Source organism: Solibacillus sp. FSL R7-0668 (assembly GCF_038006205.1).
Classification (GTDB): Bacteria; Bacillota; Bacilli; order Bacillales_A; family Planococcaceae; genus Solibacillus.
This window is the reverse complement of record NZ_JBBOUU010000001.1, coordinates 312,907-332,314: the sequence shown is the minus strand read 5'-3', so window position 1 is coordinate 332,314 and position 19,408 is coordinate 312,907. Positions and strand designations below refer to the sequence as shown.

20 protein-coding genes and 1 other RNA gene are annotated in these 19,408 nt (G+C 39.7%); 7 read left to right on the top strand and 14 right to left on the bottom strand.

Annotation, left to right across the window (positions count from 1 at the left end; all coding sequences use genetic code 11):
* Window positions 1-36: 36 nt before the first annotated feature.
* The 3 genes from MKX47_RS01640 to MKX47_RS01630 all read right to left on the bottom strand — a co-directional run bounded on the left by MKX47_RS01640 (window position 37) and on the right by MKX47_RS01630 (window position 2,782).
* On the bottom strand, window positions 37-1,053 hold the full coding sequence (locus MKX47_RS01640; RefSeq protein ID WP_340770383.1) for a TAXI family TRAP transporter solute-binding subunit: 1,017 nt from the start codon (window positions 1,051-1,053) through the stop codon (window positions 37-39).
* Between the two features lie 296 nt (window positions 1,054-1,349).
* Window positions 1,350-1,889, bottom strand: coding sequence for a superoxide dismutase family protein (locus MKX47_RS01635; RefSeq protein WP_340770381.1), 540 nt, complete (start codon window positions 1,887-1,889; stop codon window positions 1,350-1,352).
* Between the two features lie 104 nt (window positions 1,890-1,993).
* The gene (locus tag MKX47_RS01630; protein WP_340770380.1) at window positions 1,994-2,782 is read right to left on the bottom strand and encodes a LysM peptidoglycan-binding domain-containing protein; all 789 of its coding nucleotides are present in this window, start codon (window positions 2,780-2,782) and stop codon (window positions 1,994-1,996) included.
* Between the two features lie 273 nt (window positions 2,783-3,055).
* Between MKX47_RS01630 and MKX47_RS01625 the strand changes: the two genes are divergently transcribed.
* From MKX47_RS01625 to MKX47_RS01595, 7 genes are all read left to right on the top strand, one after another.
* The gene (locus tag MKX47_RS01625; protein ID WP_340770379.1) at window positions 3,056-3,244 is read left to right on the top strand and encodes a putative motility protein; all 189 of its coding nucleotides are present in this window, start codon (window positions 3,056-3,058) and stop codon (window positions 3,242-3,244) included.
* 137 nt (window positions 3,245-3,381) lie between these two features.
* Window positions 3,382-4,026 (top strand): YfbR-like 5'-deoxynucleotidase, encoded by a 645-nt coding sequence (locus tag MKX47_RS01620; protein ID WP_340770378.1) that lies wholly within the window; start codon window positions 3,382-3,384, stop codon window positions 4,024-4,026.
* Between the two features lie 110 nt (window positions 4,027-4,136).
* A complete protein-coding gene (locus MKX47_RS01615; protein ID WP_340770376.1) occupies window positions 4,137-4,628 on the top strand; it encodes an RNA polymerase sigma factor in 492 nt (163 codons plus the stop codon).
* Window positions 4,625-5,215, top strand: a complete 591-nt coding sequence (locus MKX47_RS01610; protein WP_340770374.1) for a zf-HC2 domain-containing protein — start codon at window positions 4,625-4,627, stop codon at window positions 5,213-5,215. The genes MKX47_RS01615 and MKX47_RS01610 overlap by 4 nt, the downstream gene beginning before the upstream one ends.
* Entirely contained in the window at window positions 5,212-5,925 is a 714-nt protein-coding gene (locus MKX47_RS01605; RefSeq protein WP_340770371.1) for a YfjL-like protein, read from the top strand. Before MKX47_RS01610 ends, MKX47_RS01605 begins: the two co-directional genes overlap by 4 nt.
* Before the next feature lie 75 nt (window positions 5,926-6,000).
* A non-coding RNA gene (gene ssrS, locus MKX47_RS01600) (6S RNA) lies at window positions 6,001-6,192 on the top strand.
* Window positions 6,193-6,399: 207 nt separating this feature from the next.
* Window positions 6,400-7,344, top strand: coding sequence for a carbohydrate kinase family protein (locus MKX47_RS01595; RefSeq protein ID WP_340770368.1), 945 nt, complete (start codon window positions 6,400-6,402; stop codon window positions 7,342-7,344).
* A 128-nt stretch (window positions 7,345-7,472) separates the two neighbouring features.
* On the opposite strand, the gene MKX47_RS01590 is transcribed toward MKX47_RS01595, so the two are convergent.
* From MKX47_RS01590 to MKX47_RS01540, 11 genes are all read right to left on the bottom strand, one after another.
* Window positions 7,473-8,843, bottom strand: coding sequence for a sensor histidine kinase (locus MKX47_RS01590; protein WP_340770367.1), 1,371 nt, complete (start codon window positions 8,841-8,843; stop codon window positions 7,473-7,475).
* Window positions 8,840-9,508 carry a response regulator transcription factor gene (locus MKX47_RS01585; RefSeq protein WP_340770365.1) on the bottom strand — a complete coding sequence of 223 codons (669 nt, stop codon included), beginning with the start codon at window positions 9,506-9,508 and terminating at the stop codon, window positions 8,840-8,842. Before MKX47_RS01585 ends, MKX47_RS01590 begins: the two co-directional genes overlap by 4 nt.
* A 66-nt stretch (window positions 9,509-9,574) precedes the next feature.
* Window positions 9,575-11,677, bottom strand: a complete 2,103-nt coding sequence (locus tag MKX47_RS01580; RefSeq protein WP_340770363.1) for an MMPL family transporter — start codon at window positions 11,675-11,677, stop codon at window positions 9,575-9,577.
* Window positions 11,678-11,830: 153 nt separating this feature from the next.
* Window positions 11,831-13,315: a class I adenylate-forming enzyme family protein gene (locus MKX47_RS01575; protein ID WP_340770361.1), complete on the bottom strand. Its 1,485-nt coding sequence runs from the start codon at window positions 13,313-13,315 to the stop codon at window positions 11,831-11,833.
* 15 nt (window positions 13,316-13,330) lie between these two features.
* Entirely contained in the window at window positions 13,331-14,062 is a 732-nt protein-coding gene (locus MKX47_RS01570) for a glucose 1-dehydrogenase (protein WP_340770356.1), read from the bottom strand.
* 14 nt (window positions 14,063-14,076) lie between these two features.
* Window positions 14,077-14,976, bottom strand: a complete 900-nt coding sequence (gene phaZ / locus MKX47_RS01565) for an intracellular short-chain-length polyhydroxyalkanoate depolymerase (protein ID WP_340770353.1) — start codon at window positions 14,974-14,976, stop codon at window positions 14,077-14,079.
* Complete coding sequence (locus MKX47_RS01560; RefSeq protein ID WP_340770350.1) at window positions 14,973-15,983, bottom strand: 3-oxoacyl-ACP synthase; 1,011 nt, start codon at window positions 15,981-15,983, stop codon at window positions 14,973-14,975. The genes phaZ and MKX47_RS01560 overlap by 4 nt, the downstream gene beginning before the upstream one ends.
* Window positions 15,980-17,005 carry a branched-chain amino acid ABC transporter permease gene (locus MKX47_RS01555; protein WP_340770349.1) on the bottom strand — a complete coding sequence of 342 codons (1,026 nt, stop codon included), beginning with the start codon at window positions 17,003-17,005 and terminating at the stop codon, window positions 15,980-15,982. The genes MKX47_RS01560 and MKX47_RS01555 overlap by 4 nt, the downstream gene beginning before the upstream one ends.
* Window positions 17,006-17,009: 4 nt before the next feature.
* Entirely contained in the window at window positions 17,010-17,873 is an 864-nt protein-coding gene (locus MKX47_RS01550; protein ID WP_340770347.1) for a branched-chain amino acid ABC transporter permease, read from the bottom strand.
* A gap of 14 nt (window positions 17,874-17,887) precedes the next feature.
* Window positions 17,888-18,595, bottom strand: coding sequence for an ABC transporter ATP-binding protein (locus tag MKX47_RS01545; RefSeq protein WP_340770345.1), 708 nt, complete (start codon window positions 18,593-18,595; stop codon window positions 17,888-17,890).
* Window positions 18,588-19,346 (bottom strand): ABC transporter ATP-binding protein, encoded by a 759-nt coding sequence (locus tag MKX47_RS01540; protein WP_340777683.1) that lies wholly within the window; start codon window positions 19,344-19,346, stop codon window positions 18,588-18,590. Before MKX47_RS01540 ends, MKX47_RS01545 begins: the two co-directional genes overlap by 8 nt.
* Window positions 19,347-19,408: the final 62 nt, after the last annotated feature.

Here is a 19,408-nt window from a genome sequence, read left to right as displayed (position 1 = left end):
TGAGCTAATTGCACCAGAGGCCTCTACTTTCCGATACTACTTCACTTCATCAAAGTATTTTTGTGCACCTGGGTGAACATCAATACCGATTCCATCTAAGCCCGTTTCAGCTTTAATGAACGCACCTTTTGCATGGCTGATTTTATCTGTATTATCATAAATCGCCTTTGTCATTGCATATACTAAATCTTCTGGTAAATCTTTCTTAACTGCTAACATCGCGCCAACTGAAACAGCTGGTGTGTCTGCTTCTAAGCCATATGTGCCTGCTGGAATATTATCCACTGCATAGTATGGATATTTCGCAATTAACTCTTCTGCTTTTGCTGCTTCAACCGGTACGATAAATACACCTTTTGTAGCATTTAATGCCTCTACAGCACCTGTAGGATAACCTGCTGTAATGAATGCCGCATCGATTTGACCAGATTGAATACCATCTGTTGATTCACCGAAATCTAAGTTTTGTGCTTTAATATCATCCATTGATAAACCATGGATTTCTAATAATTGTTCTGCGTTTGCAAATGTACCAGAGCCTGGTGCACCTACAGATACCTTTTTACCTTTTAAATCTGCATATGATTTAATGCCTGAATCTGCTAATGTTACTAATTGAATTGTTTCTGGATATAATGCACCTAATGCAGAAACCGATTCGATTTTTTGTCCATCAAACATCATCGTGCCGTTTGTTGCATAGTACGCGATATCCGTTTGTACGAATGCTACATCACCTTCACCTGCATCAAGAGCTGTCATATTGGCAGCAGATGCTTGTGAAACCTCAGCTGTTACTTTTGCGCCTGTTTCTGAAGTAATTAAGTCAGCGAACGTTCCACCTAATGGATAGTAAGTTCCTTGTGTACCACCTGTTAAAATACTTAAAAACTCGCCGCTATAATCTGTTCCCGTTGTTTCTGTTTCTTTATCTGTACCCGAATCTGAAGTGCCAGAATCTGTTGAAGTTTTATCATCTCCACCACATGCTGCTAACACTAAAATGAAAGCGCTTAAAATAAACATGAATAACATATTTTTAGATTTAAACATGTAAAATATCCCCCTTGTACTTTACTATGGCTCCATTTTACATACATAATTATTCTAAAGTCAATAATTATATTAATATTTTTTTATATTCGACAATTAACATATAACTCTAATAAACTTTTATTTTCTACTATTTTCGCAAAAACTCTTTTATAATCTATACAAAAATTAGTCTCTACCAACGGAAAAATGCATATTTTTTGTATAAATCAATTCACTACTCGATCTTTCAACGGAATCAATATCAAATTTTTATTTGATACAAAATAAAAACTGTACTCCAATAAGAATACAGTTTACTCGATGACCCCACATGCAATTCGCGCACCTGAATTTCCAGAAGGATCTGTTTTATAGTCATCTATATTTTCATGTATTACAATCGACGTACCATCCGCATCAAAAATTGACGTTGGCTGACCTTTTTTCAATGTAAAATCGGCGGTTACAAAACTCACTTGCACTTTTCCTGCTTGATCTACCTCTATATTTGGCAAATCTCCCTTATGTGGGCCTAATGGATTATCGATACCATGCTGTTTTTTTGTCGGATTAAAATGCGCACCTGCTGTTTCAAATGTGGGAGCTTGACATTTACCAACCTCATGTAGGTGTATCCCATGCTTTCCAGGCTTCAAATTTTCTAAATTAGTCGTTAACTCCACTCCCTCATCGGTTTCTTTAAATGTGATTTCGCCAATTGATTCATTCTTCGTATTATACATCAATGCTTTAGCCGATTGAGCTTCTGAAGTACTTACTGGAATTTTTTCGGATTGAAAATAATTGCAGCCTGATAATAGCATCACACAACTAAAAATCCATACTTTCCGCATATCACCACTCCTTTATGCAGTAGTATTTCACATTTTTAAAAAGCTATGCCAAGAAAAAAATGCCATCTTCTGTACGTAGAAGATGGCATTTTTGACTGAATTCATTAATCTAAAATCTTAATTGTTACCGTTCGGCGACCCCATTCATAAGCACCTGATTTATTCGGAATAAATACATCGATTTTATTCCCTTTAATCGCGCCACCTGTATCTGCTGCCACTGCCTCCCCGTAGCCTTCAACCCATACTTTTGTTCCTAATGGAATCACACGAGGATCTACCGCAATTACTTTTAAATGTGGGTTTGCCCGTAAATCTGTACCGTTCGCCGTCGTACCTGAGCAGCCATTACAATAGGCTGTATAGGCTGTCGCTTCCACTGTCATCGTACGCTCGACATCCGATGTTGGCGCAGATGTCTCAACACGCTGAGATGTGGTAGCTTCTGTTGGATCACTCTTTACAACAGGCGCTTCATTTGATGTACTCATTTGATTTATTGCTTCGTCCTTTACTTGTATAGGTCCCGAAACAGCCAATGCTTCACCTGCATAAATCAAATCTGTGTTTAAGCCATTCCATGCCTGTAATTGCTTGACAGATGTATTGTAGGCAATGGCAATTTCAAATAATGTATCGCCCGATTCGATCATGTATAACTCGTCCTCTGAACTGATTTCAATCGTATCATCCGCATAAATTAAATCACTTGATAATTGATTGAGTTCCATCAACGATTCAACGGTTGTATTGAATTGCTGACTGATTGAATACAGTGTATCACCAGGTTGAATCGTATACGTTTCTGCCGCTACCTCTTTTGCCAAAAGTCCACCTGTGGTTAATGCCACAGCTAATGCTAATGCTAATGCAAGTATCTTTTTACTACTCAATGTTCACGTTCCTCCCGTTTCTTTTGAATAATTGCAATGTCCCTATTAATGACACTGCTCCCACGACGACGCGCTACAAAAACTTGGCAAAATTTATGGATAAATATCATAAATTTACTATCAGCATTCGCAGTTTTTCGGTATTTTAACCATCAGTAGGCACTTTTTTCGATAAAAATTGGAAATTTAAGTGTTTTTACATAATAAATACATCAATAACCATTCGAATTTTTGAGGAAGATGTCGATAAAAATAAAAAAGGAGGGGATCAAAATGGAATTGAACGCGATGATGTCTGCTCAACTTGCTTCTCTTCAACAAACATTGCAAATGAGTATTTTAGACAAGGCCATGACTACCGGTGCAGCTGGTGTCGTTGAAATGATGGAGAACCTTCCACAACAACAAGCGGCGCCTGCAGCCCACCCATACAAAGGGCAAGCAATCGATATCCAGATTTAACTGTTTTATGGACACTCACATTGTGGGTGTCTATATTGCCATTTTGTAAATGTCTTGTTAAAGTTTTTTAAAGAACTTTTAAAAAAACATTTTTCGGGTATAACAAGTAGTAAAATATAAGTAATCAATCAAAAGGAGTGATCATTATCGGAATCCACACATTTTTTACGAGCTTAAATGATCTTGAACGCATTATTCGCTGTCCTGGGCGCTTTAAATTTGAAGAGCATAATGTAGCAGCACATTCTTGGAAGGTTTCACAGTATGCGTTGTTTTTTGCCACTCTTGAGGAGCGTGCAGGTAACGAAATTAATTGGAAATCGTTATATGAAAAAACAATTAACCACGATTTTGCAGAAGTATTCATCGGCGATATTAAAACACCCGTCAAACATGCAAGCGTGGAGTTAAAGCAAATGCTCTCTCATGTTGAAGAAAAGATGATGGAGAAATTTATTGTCCAAGAAATCCCAGAAGACCTGCAAGCCATCTTTTTTGAGCGGATGAAAGAAGGTAAGGATGGCACAATCGAAGGCCGTTTACTCGAATTTGCCGATAAGCTGGATCAGTTTTACGAGTCGTTCGCAGAATTAAAGCGTGGCAATACAGACCAAGAATTTGTTCATATGTACCAAATTGCATTATCTAAGCTGCTGCTCATCAACTTACCAACAAGTGTCCAATACTTCCGCAACGAAATTTTAACGGATGCAGTCGCTGAAAAAACGGTCATCGATATTGCAGAGCTCACTGAAAGCATTTTAAAACAGCATATAGACTAACTACAAAGGCTTCCGAAATGGCAGGAAGGCTTTTTTATTTTGACTTTTTTGTAACGAAACCTCCATTGAAGGTACTATACTAGTGAAGATCATTTTGAGAGGTGAACTGAGTGGATGCGTTAGCGCAAATTTATCGGGAGTTACAGCCAAAGCTTTACGCTTTCTTCTATATTAAAACGTCTAACTCAGCCATCGCTGAAGATTTAACGCAGGATGTTTTTTACGAAGCTACAAAATCGATTCATACATATCGCGGAGAAGCTGCCCTTTCGACTTGGTTATTTAAGATCGCCAACAATTTATTAAAAAAACATTATCGCAAAAAGAACTATGAAAAAAACTTATTAACTAAAATCGAATTACAGCCAGCCGTACCATTGTTTACGATCGAGCAATTGGTTGAACTAAAAGAGGAATCGAAACGGCTGTTACTCAAAATCGAGCAGCTCGCCCCTCCATTTAAGGACATTGTGCTACTCCGAATTTTTGGCGAACTCAGCTTTAAGGAAATTGGCGATTTGCTTGAGCTCAGCGAAAACTATGTACGTGTCAATTTTCACCGACAAAAAATCAAGTTACAGCGAGAGGAGGATATATCATGAATGCCTGTAAAATCGTCGAAGATTTATTGCCTTTATATGAAGAAAAACTCGTGCACCAGGAAACGGAGCAATGGATCAAGCAGCATTTATCAAACTGTACCAACTGCCGAAACCTTACTTCTAATGTGATGGAAGCAATGCCACAATTAATACCACCTAAAAAATCTGCTTCCGCAATGATGAAGCATGTCCAAGTGAAACTGACGATTTATCAGCTCCTATTCGTTGTGCTATCCTTTGTTTTTGCCATCAATACGTCTTTATTAAATGAGAGCTTTGCCTTTATTTTGTCTTATTTCATTTTAGGCGCTGTTACATTTTATTTTTATCGCCATGTACTGCTGACGCTGTTACTCTCATTTTTACCAATCTTGATTTGGTCTATTTATGCAACGATTCAATCTTTCGGCTCCTATTCGAATTGGTATACACAGCAAATTGAGCATTATTCCTCTGCGTTGTCATTAGTTCTGAATACCGTTTGGGGTTGTATCTTCACAGCCTTCATCCATACCCTATTTACGATACTCGGTGTCATTGTTGTAAAACTACTTATTCAAGCATTTAAAAAGGAGGATGCCTCATGAAAAAATGGCTTTTTATTATACCTGCACTCATCATTACGGGCTTTGTACTTTTTGGCTATAATGAATTTAACGGCAATTTTATATCCAAACAAATCGCCAAATCTACGTTGAAGAAGCATTTAACCGAAACCTATACCGATACAAATGTTCAAATAGAAAAAGGTGGCTATAATTTTAAATCGGGCACGTATATGTTTGATGTCACTTTTTATGAGCCGCCAAACAATTGGACTTATTCAATTGAAATTGGACCAAAATATAGCCCAATATCCATAGAAACAGCAACGCTCCATTACGACTCGAAGGATGAAGGCATGTCATCTCTATGGAGTGTGCAAGGGTCCAGCTACGTAAAAAAATTATTAGCAGACGTTTTTAGCGGTGGTGTCAGCTATTCTATTGAGGTGCCAAAACAGTTCCCACAAAAAGAATGGACACCGACTGTTGATGTACCTGTCGCCCCTTCGATCACGATTGAATTTGCTTTGTATAAAGGTGAATCGAAGGAAGCTTTTTTAAAGACGGTAAAGGAGATTCAAGCTGCACTTGATGCAGATGAACTTCGCTATGACTCGGTTTTCATTTATATGGACGAAAAAGTCGATAATCGCGACGGTAAAAAGGAAGGCTATGCTGACATCTACTACCAAAGAAAATATAGCCTACAATTCCAAGCGAATTCAGAAATTACGGTACACGATATTCAATAAATGCATTCAAATTATTTGACTTTTTTTCGAAAACATACTTTCTTGCAATGCACAAACACTTACTATATGATAACAATAAGGCTACGTTGTACGTACGAATATTAAGTTTTAACCTTTATACTTATACAGGGAGTTTTACATCGATGTTGGAATGGCGTGCCCGGACTCTTTTGACTCTGGGATAGACAAGATAACATTTGCGAACACCCACTTTGAGGAGTGGTGGTTTAAAACTTTCTATAATAACTACGGCAATGTGGCTGCTTACATAAGCATGCTAGCTAATATTGAGCTTTTGAACACCTTCACTTCATTGTGAAGGTGTTTTTGTATTTCAGTGGATAACAACCTAGTAAGCCGACACATTATTGTTATTTTTATACATTTTATAACGCAATGTCAGCGTAATTATTTTTAATTTAGTTGTGTTTATGCCAAAATTTAAAGGATGATGATAATTAGGAGGACTCTCTTTTGAAAAAAATTCTTTGCATTGGCGAATTATTAATCGATTTTTTTACGACTGAAATTCAGCAATCTCTTATAGAAGCAACAACGTTTGAAAAACAGGCAGGTGGAGCTCCAGCAAATGTCGCAGCAGCTATTGCCAAGCTCGGTGGAAACGCTTACTTTTGCGGTAAAGTAGGCGATGATGCGTTTGGTCACTTTTTACAACAAACCTTGCAACAGGCAGGCGTTTGCACGGAACAGCTCATTTTTGACTCTTCTGCACCAACAACACTTGCTTTTGTCTCGCGCGAAATCGGTGGCGAGCGCGACTTTATTTTTAATCGTGGGGCTGATGAGCTGCTACGCATTGAAGACTTGCATTTACAAAAGCTCATGGCCATGGATATTATTCACTTCGGTTCTGCTACGGCACTACTTAGTGAGCCTTTTAGTAAAACCTACGAGCAGTTGATGCAAACATTGCTCATGCAAAATCATTTTATTTCATTTGATCCGAATTACCGCGCCAATCTATGGAAAGGTGATACAGAGCGCTTTATCGAAAAATGTATACCGTTTATCGATGCCGCGCATTTTATTAAAATGAGTAGCGAGGAACTGCTATTATTCGCGGGTACAGATAGTTTTGAGGAAGCATTAAAATGGGCAACGCCATTCAAAAATAAAGCCATCGCCATTACACAGGGGGCAGCAGGTACATTATTTATCCAAAATGGGCGCATTACGACGATTCCTTCCATTGCGGTCAACGCGATTGATGCAACAGGAGCGGGTGATGCCTTTGTTGGCGCTGTCTTGTATGAACTGGCGAAGCGTGACACAGCGACGCTTTCCCAAGAAGAATGGGTAGCCATTATTGAATTTGCAAACCGTGTGGGCGCTAAAGTTTGTGAAAAGGTAGGCGCAATCAAAGCACTCCCTACATTAGAAGAAGCGAAAATAATGTAAAAATAAAGAACTATCCAGAAAGCCCTCTCTGGATAGTTCCTATATGTTGAGAAATGAGGCCTGTACGATGTTAGACGTTTTTCATTCGCTATTTTTCCACAGCAATAGCACCGACATAAAGCGGATTATTAATGTTTAAAGCGCACTGTTACTTTCGTGCCTTTTCCCAGCTTACTTTCAATAATAAACTCTCCGTCATGACGCTTCACAATTTCCGTGACGATTGCAAGTCCTAAACCACTACTTTGACTAGAACGTGATGGATCAACTCTGTAAAAACGCTCCTTTACCTTTTCGAGCGCTTCTTTAGGAATACCGATGCCGTTATCTTGAATGACGACTTGCACAAAACCCTCTTTTTTACTGCACGTTACAGCAATTTTACTGCCCCCCTCACTATAACGAATCGCATTGGATAACAAATTATCCCATACTTGCTCAAGTAAATGCTGATCTGCATAAATTTCAACCGGCTCTAATTCATAAATCAGCTCCAATTGCTTATCTTCCAATTTCCAACGCTTCGAAAATAAACGTTCCTTCAACTGTTGATCAAGTGAAAAATACGTTTTATCAATCGGTAAGCTTTTTTGATCAAGCGAGCTTAATAATAGAAGTTGCTTCGTTAGCGCCGATAATCGCTTCGTTTCCTGCTCTATAATTCCTAAGTATTGAACTCGCTCTTCCTCGGTGTTCTCCCCATCCTTCAACACATTAGCATAGCCTTGAATGTTGAGCAGCGGCGATTGAAAATCATGTGACACATTATTTATGAAATCCTTTTTTGTCTGATCATTTTCCGCTAGACGCTTTGCCATCTTTTGAAACTGAGTGGCAAGCATTCCAAGTTCATCATCACGTTCAATAGTTAACTGAATATCATAGTTTTCTTGCGCGATTTGTTCCGTTGCCTTTTGTAATTGCTTTAGCGGCTGTACAAGCTGTCGCGCTAAAAAAATCATCGTGCCTAAAATAATAATCCCACTAATGATAATCACGCCAACAATTAAAAAATGCATTTCTGAAAACAATGTCGCATTATCTTGACGAATAAATAGCGCATGAGGCTCTCCACTCAATGAAATCGAAACACCAATTGTATTTTGCACATCATTCGCAAAATGGTTCATAAAGAAAAATCTTTCCTTATACCCTTGAATGCCGTGATAAACATTTTCTGTACCGATAATTGCACGCATCGCTCTATTCAATTCATTTTTTTTAAACGCTGACCCGTAATGTGTCATTTGCCCCGATTCGTTTGCAATCGTTACTTGATATCCTAACTTGGCAACTGCCTGGAAATATGCGTCGTAGCTTTCCTCTGGCATAGCATTTAAGATTTGCTTTACTTCTTGCGCCACTTCAAAGTTTTCCTCATCCGTATCAGGACGTATTTGCGCATTATAAATTTGGCCAAGCAATAGCATTGACAGTGTAATGCTTGCTACAATGACCACTAGTGTCACAATAATATACTGCTTATATAATGTTTTCATTTTATTTCTTCAACCTTATAACCAATACCGCGCACCGTTTGAATTTTTACGTTCGCGTTTACCTCTTCTAAACGGGTACGTAGACGCTTAATATGCGTTGTCAGGGTAAAATCATCTCCATCATAATCATACCCCCACACATGCTCCATTAGCTGATTGCGTGAAAACACAACTTCTGGACGACTACATAAAATACTTAATAATTCAAACTCCTTTAACGGTAACAGTAACCCCTGCTCCCCTACCTTCACCTCAAATGTTTGACGGTCAATCATCATATTCGCAATTTTTGTTATGCCCCGCTCCATTTTTTGAAAGCGGCGTAATATGGCACGCACTCGAAACAAGAGCTCTTTAGGTTCAAACGGTTTGATCATATAATCATCGGCTCCTGCTAAAAAGCCTTTTTCTTTATCATCTAATGTTGCTTTCGCCGTTAGCATTAACACAGGTATATCCTGTTCAGTCAAACGCTTTGTTAATTGAATACCGTCCATTTTTGGCATCATCACATCGACGATTGCTAAATCAAAATCATGTTCTGAAAGCAATATCAGTGCCTCTATACCATCACTTGCAAAATGTGCAGTGTAGCCTTCTTTCTTAAGATGAATGCCAATTAATTTCCGAATAAATGCATCATCATCTACCACTAAAATTTGCATGCGTTCACCTACTTTTATAGTTTAAAAAGAGGCATCGATTTACTCGATCCCTCATCATATTACTCGTTATTTCTTCTCTTTTTCAAATGTTAGTATGAGCATCGGTAATAGCATACCGCGTACCAGGAAGGTGTCGATAATGATTCCGACCGCTACCATGAAACCGAATACGAATAAATCAGCAATTGGCATTGTCATAAGTGCTGCAAATGTTGCTGCTAAAATCACACCAGCCGATGAAATCACACCACCTGTATTGCGAATTGCAATTTCAAGCGCTTCTTTCACTCTATGAGTTTTACGTTCTTCAAGGAAACGTGATACTAATATAATGTTGTAGTCGATTCCAAGCGCTACCAGGAAGATGAACGCATATACCGGTACACGTGTACTAATTGCTTCATAGCCGAATAATACATCCACTAAGAATAACCCTAAGCCTAATGCCGATAAGTACGACACTAAAATTGTTGCCATCATATAAATTGGCATTTTCCAAGAACGTGTTAATACGAATAATAATCCTAAAATTAATAATGTTTCTAGTAAAACAATTTTATAAATATCTGCGTTATTCACATTACGTTCATCTACTAATTTCGCTGTTGTGCCTGCAAATAATAATTCGCCGTCAATGCCAGCCTCTTTTAAGTAGTCTGCGCTATTGTCACGCATATTTTCTAGCTTTTCAATTGCTTCTGGAGAGTATGGATTTAAGTTGAATGCCATTGATAGCTTTACTTTTGTGCCATCTTCAGACACCGCTGATGGACGAACTGAAGCAATCAGCTCATCCGCTAACAAGCTTGCTGTTAATGCTTGCTGTTGCTGCTCTGTAATCGCTTCTTTACTTTCTACAAGTAGAGACGTTGGTGCAAGCTCCCCTTTATCAAAGCGGGACTCCACGATTTCATAGCCAACACGTGAAGGTAAATCGTCTGGGAATGATTTTACCGTATCAAATTCATACTTTAAGTTAAGAACGTTTAGCGATGTAATAATCATGAACACTAATACTAAACCACCTGAAATATACGGTTTGTTCACAACAAATTTGGCGATTGGTCCCCAAATACCGTGCTTTACTTCTTTAATTTCGCCATATTTCGGTACTTTTGGCCAGAATGCTTTACGTCCAAATAATGCGAATAACGCCGGTACTAATGTTACTGAACCGAGCATGATGATGAATACTGCCATACCAAAGATTGGCGCGAAGTTTTGATAATCACGGAAATCAGCGAAGAATAACACAAGCATCGCTGCTAAAACGGTACCACCCGCAAAAAATACTGGTTCACCTGTTGCACGCATCGCATGCTTCATCGCCTCGTATTTATCTGCATAATGGTTTAACTCTTCACGATAGCGTGAGAACACGAATAATGAGTAATCAATTACCGCTGCGAATAATAATATACTCATAATTGAAGTCGTTGAATTGTTAATTTCTAAGCCAGCAGCCCCCATTAATGCAATCGTTTGGTTGGCTACTTGATACACGATAACTGTTGCAAGTAATGGAATAATCGCTAGTAATGGGGAACGGTAAATAATGATTAATAAAATTAAAATAATAAAGACTGTCGCAAATAATAACTGGAAGTCTGCTTGTTCAAACAGCTTAATTGTATCTCCAGCAATCCCAGCTGGACCTGTAATGTAGAATTTCGTGTCGCCTGTCGCTTTCGCTGCTTCATTTCCTATTTCAGAAGCATGGTCGTTGATTTGTTCGTAAGCTGCATTACCAAGTCCTTTTTCAAGTGTCATTGGTATAATCATTGTCGATTGATCTTCTGATATGAAGCCTTCTAATGCTTGCGGTGGTAGCTGTGATATATCGATAATTTGGTCAATGCCTTCAATACTTTCAGCAATAATTGCATTTACTATCGCTGTTACACTTTCAGCATTAATGTCGCCCTTTTCATTATGGAAAACGAGAATCCCTGGTGTTCCCTGTTCATTCGGGAAGTATTCGGTTAATTTATTTTCTGCGATAATTGACTTTGCATCATCCGGTAGTGATTGGAAATTTGATGTTTTATATTCGCTTAGCTTTGGACCAGCACTTAAACCAATCATTAGAACAAGCCAAATAATTAACGTAATCCAAGCACCACGCTTTGTTGATACCCAGTCCGTAATCGGATGTAATAATTTATTCATAAGTTCCTCCTTTTTGTTACGTTTCGATTATAAAAAAGGAATATAAACTTTATATAAACTTTGAATATAATATTTTTTGCTTTCTTCAAACAAAAAGGAATGTCACAGAAAAAATTCTGGTACATTCCCTTTGCACTTTAATTTCACTTTTATTCAACTTCCATTTTCTGTTATCGCATAATTAGCTAATTGTTTTTTATCAATCTTCCCAACGACTGTTTTTGGAAGCTCGGATAAAAAATAAAATCGCTTCGGTACTTTATAATTCGCCAGCCGCTCCTTACACACCTTTTTCAATGCGTGTGCTAGCGCTTCGGTTGGCTGCTTTGCTACAATAAATGCCACAACACACTCTCCCCATTTATCATTCGGGATACCAATGACGGATACTTCATCTACGTACTGCTCTGCGATTAAACATTGTTCCACTTCTTGTGGATAGACATTTTCGCCACCGGTAATAATCATTTCTTTTTTTCGACCAACAATATAATAGTCGCCATCTTCATCCCTCTTTGCTAGATCACCCGTTTTTAGCCAGCCATTTCGAAATGCCTTGGCCGTCTCCTCCTCATTATTCCAATAGTTCGAGAAAACATGGCTTCCTTTTAAACAAAGCTCGCCCACCTCATTTGGGGCACATGCTTCACCAGCATCATTCATAATTTGGACTTCATTAAATAGCATGCCTTTACCTATAGCGCCTTGTTTAATCATGGCGATTTCTGCATCGATGACAAAATTATTTGGACCAGCTTCTGTTAAGCCATAGCCTTCCTTAAATAACAAGCCACGCTTTTTAAAACGGTCATAAATCGGTTTCGGACAGGGAGCACCGCCAGACAAAAATACTTTCACGGTTGGGAAAGGAGATTCCTTGAAATAGGATGTGTCTGTCATCAATTGATACATCGTCGGTACAAAGAGTGAAATCGTTGTTCGGTAATCATTAAGAGCGCGAATAGCTAGCTCCGGATCGAATTTTTGACCGATGACAACGGTACCCCCGGCAAGAAGAATCGGCAATGCTAGGGCATTAATGCCACCTGTATGAAATAATGGCATAAAATTTAGCGTACAATCTTGGTCATTTAATCCCCAACTAATCACTGTATTCATCGCATTGGCTGTCACTGCTTCATAGGATAGTACTACCCCTTTAGATTTTCCCGTTGTCCCACCTGTATAGATTATCAGCCACGGTAATGTTGGCTGATCTTGCCATTCATATGGAGAATGTTGCGCTGGTTTGCACTGCTCTACTCGCGATGTTCGCCCCGGCATAAGAAGCTTTGCTCGTGCCTCATGAACTTGATCGCAAATTATTTGTACCGGTGTACAATCCGCTAGCACAGCGCCCAACTCAGCATTGGACAGCTTTGTATTTAACGGAACATATATCAGCTCATTCAGACGACAAGCAAATATAATCGCAAAGCTGTGTATCGTGTTTTCCATGCATACGGCAATTCGATCCCCTTTTTGAAATGCTTGGTGAGAAAACCATGTACTCCAACCATTTACATGCTGCATGAGCTGTTCATATGTCCAGGATTCACCGGTTTCCATTTGAATTAAGGCCGTCTTATTTGGTGATTGGCATGCACGTTTAGCAATCCAAAAATCGAGTTGTTGCATTCGCCTTCCCACCTTTTACATCATAATTCCACCATCTACATGCAGGACATGACCTGTAATGTAATTTGATTCTTCTGATGCTAAAAATAAATACGCATTTGCAATATCCTCAGGTTTCCCCAAACGTTGCAAGCTCGTAATGCCTTCCATTTGCTGTAGTACCTTTTCGGGCATCTTTTCTACCATTTGTGTAGCGGTAAAGCCCGGTGCTACGGCATTCACATTTATCCCTTTACGCCCAAGCTCCTTCGCCCAGGTTTTTGTCATGCCGATAATCGCCGCTTTTGTGGCCGCATAGTTCGTTTGTCCAAAATTTCCGTAAACACCACTTACAGAGGAGGTACTGATAATTTTCCCTGATCCCTGTGCAATCATATGTGGCGCGACAGCCTGCGTGCAGTAATACACCCCATTTAAATTAATTTGGATGACCCTTTCAAAGTCCACTTCACTCATTTTCACTAATGTTGCATCTCGTGTAATGCCCGCATTGTTAACTAAAATATCTATTTTCCCAAAATGTGCGACAACCTTTTGGACCATTTCTTGAACTTGCGCTAATACCGATATATCAACAGCATAAAAGGCGACATTGTCTCCTAATTCAGCGACCACTTTTTCGCCTAGCGCTTGATCATAATCCACAATCGCCACTTTTGCCCCCTCTTGTAAAAAGCGCTTGACCGCTGCATAACCAATGCCTCCTGCACCACCGGTAATGACGGCTACTTTATTTTCTAAACGCATTCTCTCATCCCCTTTTATATAAAAATAAATCGTTCAATGCTTTCCTTTGTTTCGTCTAAACAATCAATTAGTGGCGAATGTCCACAATTTTGTAGTTTTTTTACGTGTGCTCGTCCCTCGAAGTCTTCAATAATTTCATTGGTCATGGCCTCGATTACGACAAAATCCCGGTCACCATACAATATCAACGTCGGGATTTGAATGGCGCTCACTTGATTTTTTCCTTTTGCTACTTCATTATCAACCGCGCTCATATTAAAGGTATTAAGTGCATGATAAACATCCGCTAAATTGCGCTGTGTCAGCATATCATCCACATATTGCTCGTAGCGCATTTCATCTGGCTGGTTGTGCGTATAGATGGCACTATTCCAAACAAATTTTAAGCCATCGCGATTTTTTGTATCATACATTTGCTGCATTGGAATCGTTTTCACCACATCTTGCTCGATTTGCTCAAGCGTCACAAGGCGATCCGCTACATTCGGTGTGCCATCTGCATTTGAGCTATAAAATGGGTAGCCACGCGTTGAGCCTGATGCAAAAAGTACGAGGTTTTTACTGTCATTTGGGTAATCTGCGCAATACTGCATCGCCACATTGCCACCCGTTGACCAGCCAATAAGGGTAAAATCCTTTAGCTGTAACGCATCCACCCATAGCTTGATATCTTCACTAAAATCTTTAATGGCTGTAATTCGCTGATGGTACGTCGATTCACCAAAGCCACGCATATCGACTGCGTAAATGGTAAGACGCTCATCAAGTGCTTCCATTAATAAATCCCAATGCTTGGAGGATGTCATATTGCCATGAATTAGCACAACGACCTCCGCACCACCATCACGCTTACGATAAGATAATGTTTCACCATTGGATAATTCAACTTTGTGTAAAGTATCTACTTGATTCATATTGAAGCCTCCCATTTAACAGTAATTGCGCCCCACGCATAACCAATCCCTGCGCTCACTAGAGAAACGATATTCCCTTGTTGGAGCATCCCTGCTTCTCTTGCAAGATAGAGCGATAAAATTTGATCGATTTGGCCAATATGCCCATAATGCGATAAGTAGATGGAATGATCCTCCGTCAATCCAAGCTCCCCTAAAACATAATCATGCGCAGATTTTTTCATATGTAACATCGCCACATAGCTCAAATCCCGCTCGTTATAACCACTTTTCTCCAAAGAACGACGGATTACCTTTAAAAAGTTTTCCAATGATTTTTGCTCTAAACGAAGCTTCATGCCTTCAGGATCTAATACATCTAACATATATTTGCCTTGCTGTAAGTGTTCTGGCGTTAAAGGCTCCCTCGTTCCGCCAACAGGGACGACCACATCTTCTGAAAAGGAGCCATCTGTAATGAGCTCTGTTTCAAGCACTTCATGACCACCTGCATTTTTTTGTAAAACCATTGCGCCTGCACCCGCGCCTAAATTAAACATAAACCGGGTACGCTCATTTTGATAATCAATAAAATCATGATTGCGATAGCCGCCCGCCAATAACACCGTACGAATGGATTCATCTGCCTGCATTAAGCTTTTTGCCACCTTCATCGCCATGATGGCCGTCCCACATCTTAGCTGTACATCAAAGGCCCACGCATTCACAGCGCCCACTTCTTCTTGAATTTTTATCGCTGCCGTCCAAAGCGGATATTCCTTATGCTCCTCGCCGATATAAATCACGACATCAATTTCCTTTGCATCGATTCGCGCCTCTGAAATGGCATTGCGCGCCGCTTTAATGCTCATTTCAACCGGATGATCAGTTGGTCCTGCGACAACCTTTTCGATAATGCCCATTTTGGCTTCTACTACCGCTTTTGGGATGTTTGCTCGCGTTGCAATTTCTTCTGCTGTCATACGTCCTTTTGGCAAATACACCCCAAGCCCCGTCATTCCAATCATTGATGTCCCTCCTTTTCTTCCATCACTATTGTAGGTGTCGACTTACGCTGCTTCATCACGGTCCATTCGCGATATTTTAATTGAACCGTCCCAACAATTCCTCGAGGGAAGAAAATCACTGCCAAAATGTATAAAATGCCGAAGAAAATAATCCAACGTTCAAAAATCGGATAATCTCGTGCCAGCCCCGATAAATAATGCTGTGCAAACTCAATCACACCCGCGCCAATGATCGGTCCAATTAATGTTCCGACACCACCGATAATCGTCATCATGAGCGCATCCAATGTAATATCCATTGTCATGACACTCGTATTTACAAATCGTAATGACACCGCATACAACGAGCCCGCTACACTTGCGACGGCGCCAGCTACAACAGAGGCCACAATTTTATACCCTAATGTTTTAAAGCCTAATGAACGAGTGCGTTGCTCATTTTCCCGAATCGCAACAAGCACCTTTCCAAACGGAGAAGCGACAAATCGTTTCAGTAAAATAAAGACAACAACTAAACAAATCACGACGAATAAATAGAAATAGAGACGCTCACGGAATAACTCTGGTGCTCGAAATGTAAACCCGTCATTGCCTTTCGTCACCGTACGCCATTTTTCTGCAACAACTAAGAATAAACCCGAAATCGCCATCGTAAACATCGCATAAAAGTGATTTTTTAGTCGCAATGTAAGCGCGCCACTAACGATGCTAATTAAGACCGATAGCACCACACCAACAGCCATTGAAGCGATAAAAATCCCCATAGATGGTCCATAATCACTGAGCATAATCGCCGTTGAATAAGCGCCCACTCCAAAAAACATCGCGTGACCAAATGAAATAATTCCCGTGTAGCCTAATAAAATATCATAGCTCATCGCTAAAATGGCAAAAATACAAAACTGCGTTAACAAAATCGTTAAGGTTCTGGAATCCATCACAAATGGTAACGCAATCATCACGCCAACGATCAGCGTATAAAAGACATTTGTTTTTGATAAAATTGATGGTTGCTTGATCATATGCTCACCCTTTCGCTACTGAAAATAGGCCTTGAGGACGGAAAATTAACACGATTGCCATTAAAATCATATTGACCGCAACCGATAAAAACGGGACATAATACGCCATGAAGCTCCCAGCAAGACCAACTAATATTGCGGCCATTAAAGAGCCTTGGAAGCTGCCCATTCCGCCAATTACAACGACGATAAAGCCTAAAATGGCATATTCCATCCCCATCTCGGCATAGACAATTCCTGAATAAGGAGCCATTAGCATACCGCCTAAAGCAGCAAGCGCCGCGCCACACATAAATACAAGTAGGAACACACGTTTAATATTAATTCCTAATGCTTGTGTCATTTCCTTATTCATCACTCCGGCACGTACAATTAACCCGACTTTCGTACGCTTTAAAATAAATTGCAGTATTCCAAATAAAGCAAAGCCGACAACAATAATAAAGACGCGATACTTAATAATCGTTAGTTCACCGATTTCCCAGCTTCCCGCTAAATAATGCGGCACCTTTACTGGCACACCATTCGGACCAAATACAACCTTAATCATTTCTTGAAGCACGAGCATAAACCCTAATGTGATGAGAATTTGTTGCACATGATTGCCATAAACCGGGGTAATAATGAGCTTTTCCGTAACAAAGCCAAGTACAAGACCAGTAACAATGGCGGCGATAATTCCTACTATGAAACTCTCACTCCATGCATAAGTGAACACCCCTGTATAAGCGCCCCACACAAATAAGCCGCCATGCGCAAAATTCAATACATCCATTAAGCCAAAGATCAGTGTTAGCCCTGCTGCTAATAAGAAAATAAGCATACCGGTTGCCAAACCATTGATTGTCAAACTGATAATTAACTCCATTGCCAACTCCTCCTTTAACCAATCCCCAAATATTTACGTTTCAATTGTTCGTCTTCAATCAGCATTTTCATCGTACCGGATTGCACTGTGCACCCATCATCAATTAATGTATACGTGTCACCAATTCGACTGGCCATCATAAAGTTTTGCTCGACAAGTAAAATCGATGTATGCTTTTTCATTTCTGTAATTGCTTCCATTACTTTCTCAATTACGATTGGCGCTAGCCCCTTAGATGGCTCATCAATGAGTAGTAGCTTGCTGTCATTCACAAACGCTCTCGCCATTGCCAGCATCTGCTTTTGACCACCCGATAAATTGCCACCATGCTTTTTCCAAAACTTTTTTAAATCAGGGAAGAGCTCTAATATATACTCTTGCTTTTGCATAACGGATTCGGTTTCCTTACGAATGGCTACACGCATATTTTCTTCTACGGTTAGTTGTGCAAATATCCCTTGATCCTCTGGTACATAGCCGATTCCATGATTGGCAATTTCGTATGGCGTCAACTTTGAAATATCCTTGCCATCAAAGACAATCGAGCCTTTTGCAGCCGGCGTTAATCCCATAATTGTACGAAGCGTCGTCGTTTTTCCGGCGCCATTTCGGCCTAATAACACCGATACCGCCCCGACCTTCGCTTCAAACGAAATCCCCTGTAAAATATGGTATTGCGAAATATAAGTCTCTACCTGATCTAGCTTTAAAATATCATTCATACGCAAGCCCCCCTAAGTACGCCTGTTGCACCGTTTCATTGTCCATAATTTCTTTCGGCGTCCCATCTGCCAGCAATGTCCCGTTAAATAACACCATGATGGAATCCGACAAATCAATAATCATATCCATTTTGTGTTCAATTAATAAAATTGTTTTGTCACCGCGCTCTTTAATCGAACGGATCACCTCTAAAATGGCAGGTACTTCTTCCAATGACATGCCAGCAGTCGGTTCATCTAATAGTAAAATCTCTGTATCTAGCGCTAAAAGCATACCGATTTCGAGCTTGCGTTTTTCTCCATGTGATAGCTGATTGGCTACTTGATGCATTTTGTCCTTTAAAAGCACTTGCTGTAAAATCTGCTCCGCCTCTGCTGTAATGTTTTTGTATTGTAAAAAATGGCGGAACATATCAAAGCGAATTTTACGTTTGGACTGTACTGCTAAGCGTACATTTTCTAAAACTGTTAAATTAGGAAATACATTGGTGATTTGAAACGAACGCCCAATTCCTAAGCGCGTGCGATCAACAGAGGACTTTTTCTTTAATGATGCCCCTTTTAAGAATACATCGCCTTCAGTAGGTTCAAGCTCCCCGCTAATTAAGTTAAAAAAGGTCGTCTTCCCTGCACCATTAGGACCAATAATTGATTTGAAATGTTTAGCCGGCATTTCAAAGTTCACACTGTCTACAGCCTTATGTTCACCGAATTTTATTGATAGATTTGTTGTTTTTAAAATAGGTTCCATCATCTCACTCCTTCCTGTTCTTCTTAGCCACCTTCCTCTTATCGAAGGTGGTTAAGAAGAAC

Excerpts from the sequence above, each read along its gene's own strand:
- MKX47_RS01640 (WP_340770383.1), bottom strand. The coding sequence starts at position 1,053 with ATGTTTAAATCTAAAAATATGTTATTCATGTTTATTTTAAGCGCTTTC.
- MKX47_RS01635 (WP_340770381.1), bottom strand. The coding sequence starts at position 1,889 with ATGCGGAAAGTATGGATTTTTAGTTGTGTGATGCTATTATCAGGCTGC.
- MKX47_RS01625 (WP_340770379.1), top strand. The coding sequence starts at position 3,056 with ATGGAATTGAACGCGATGATGTCTGCTCAACTTGCTTCTCTTCAACAA.
- MKX47_RS01610 (WP_340770374.1), top strand. The coding sequence starts at position 4,625 with ATGAATGCCTGTAAAATCGTCGAAGATTTATTGCCTTTATATGAAGAA.
- MKX47_RS01605 (WP_340770371.1), top strand. The coding sequence starts at position 5,212 with ATGAAAAAATGGCTTTTTATTATACCTGCACTCATCATTACGGGCTTT.
- MKX47_RS01590 (WP_340770367.1), bottom strand. The coding sequence starts at position 8,843 with ATGAAAACATTATATAAGCAGTATATTATTGTGACACTAGTGGTCATT.
- MKX47_RS01585 (WP_340770365.1), bottom strand. The coding sequence starts at position 9,508 with ATGCAAATTTTAGTGGTAGATGATGATGCATTTATTCGGAAATTAATT.
- MKX47_RS01580 (WP_340770363.1), bottom strand. The coding sequence starts at position 11,677 with ATGAATAAATTATTACATCCGATTACGGACTGGGTATCAACAAAGCGT.
- MKX47_RS01575 (WP_340770361.1), bottom strand. The coding sequence starts at position 13,315 with ATGCAACAACTCGATTTTTGGATTGCTAAACGTGCATGCCAATCACCA.
- MKX47_RS01570 (WP_340770356.1), bottom strand. The coding sequence starts at position 14,062 with ATGCGTTTAGAAAATAAAGTAGCCGTCATTACCGGTGGTGCAGGAGGC.
- phaZ (WP_340770353.1), bottom strand. The coding sequence starts at position 14,976 with ATGAATCAAGTAGATACTTTACACAAAGTTGAATTATCCAATGGTGAA.
- MKX47_RS01560 (WP_340770350.1), bottom strand. The coding sequence starts at position 15,983 with ATGATTGGAATGACGGGGCTTGGGGTGTATTTGCCAAAAGGACGTATG.
- MKX47_RS01555 (WP_340770349.1), bottom strand. The coding sequence starts at position 17,005 with ATGATCAAGCAACCATCAATTTTATCAAAAACAAATGTCTTTTATACG.
- MKX47_RS01550 (WP_340770347.1), bottom strand. The coding sequence starts at position 17,873 with ATGGAGTTAATTATCAGTTTGACAATCAATGGTTTGGCAACCGGTATG.
- MKX47_RS01545 (WP_340770345.1), bottom strand. The coding sequence starts at position 18,595 with ATGAATGATATTTTAAAGCTAGATCAGGTAGAGACTTATATTTCGCAA.
- MKX47_RS01540 (WP_340777683.1), bottom strand. The coding sequence starts at position 19,346 with ATGGAACCTATTTTAAAAACAACAAATCTATCAATAAAATTCGGTGAA.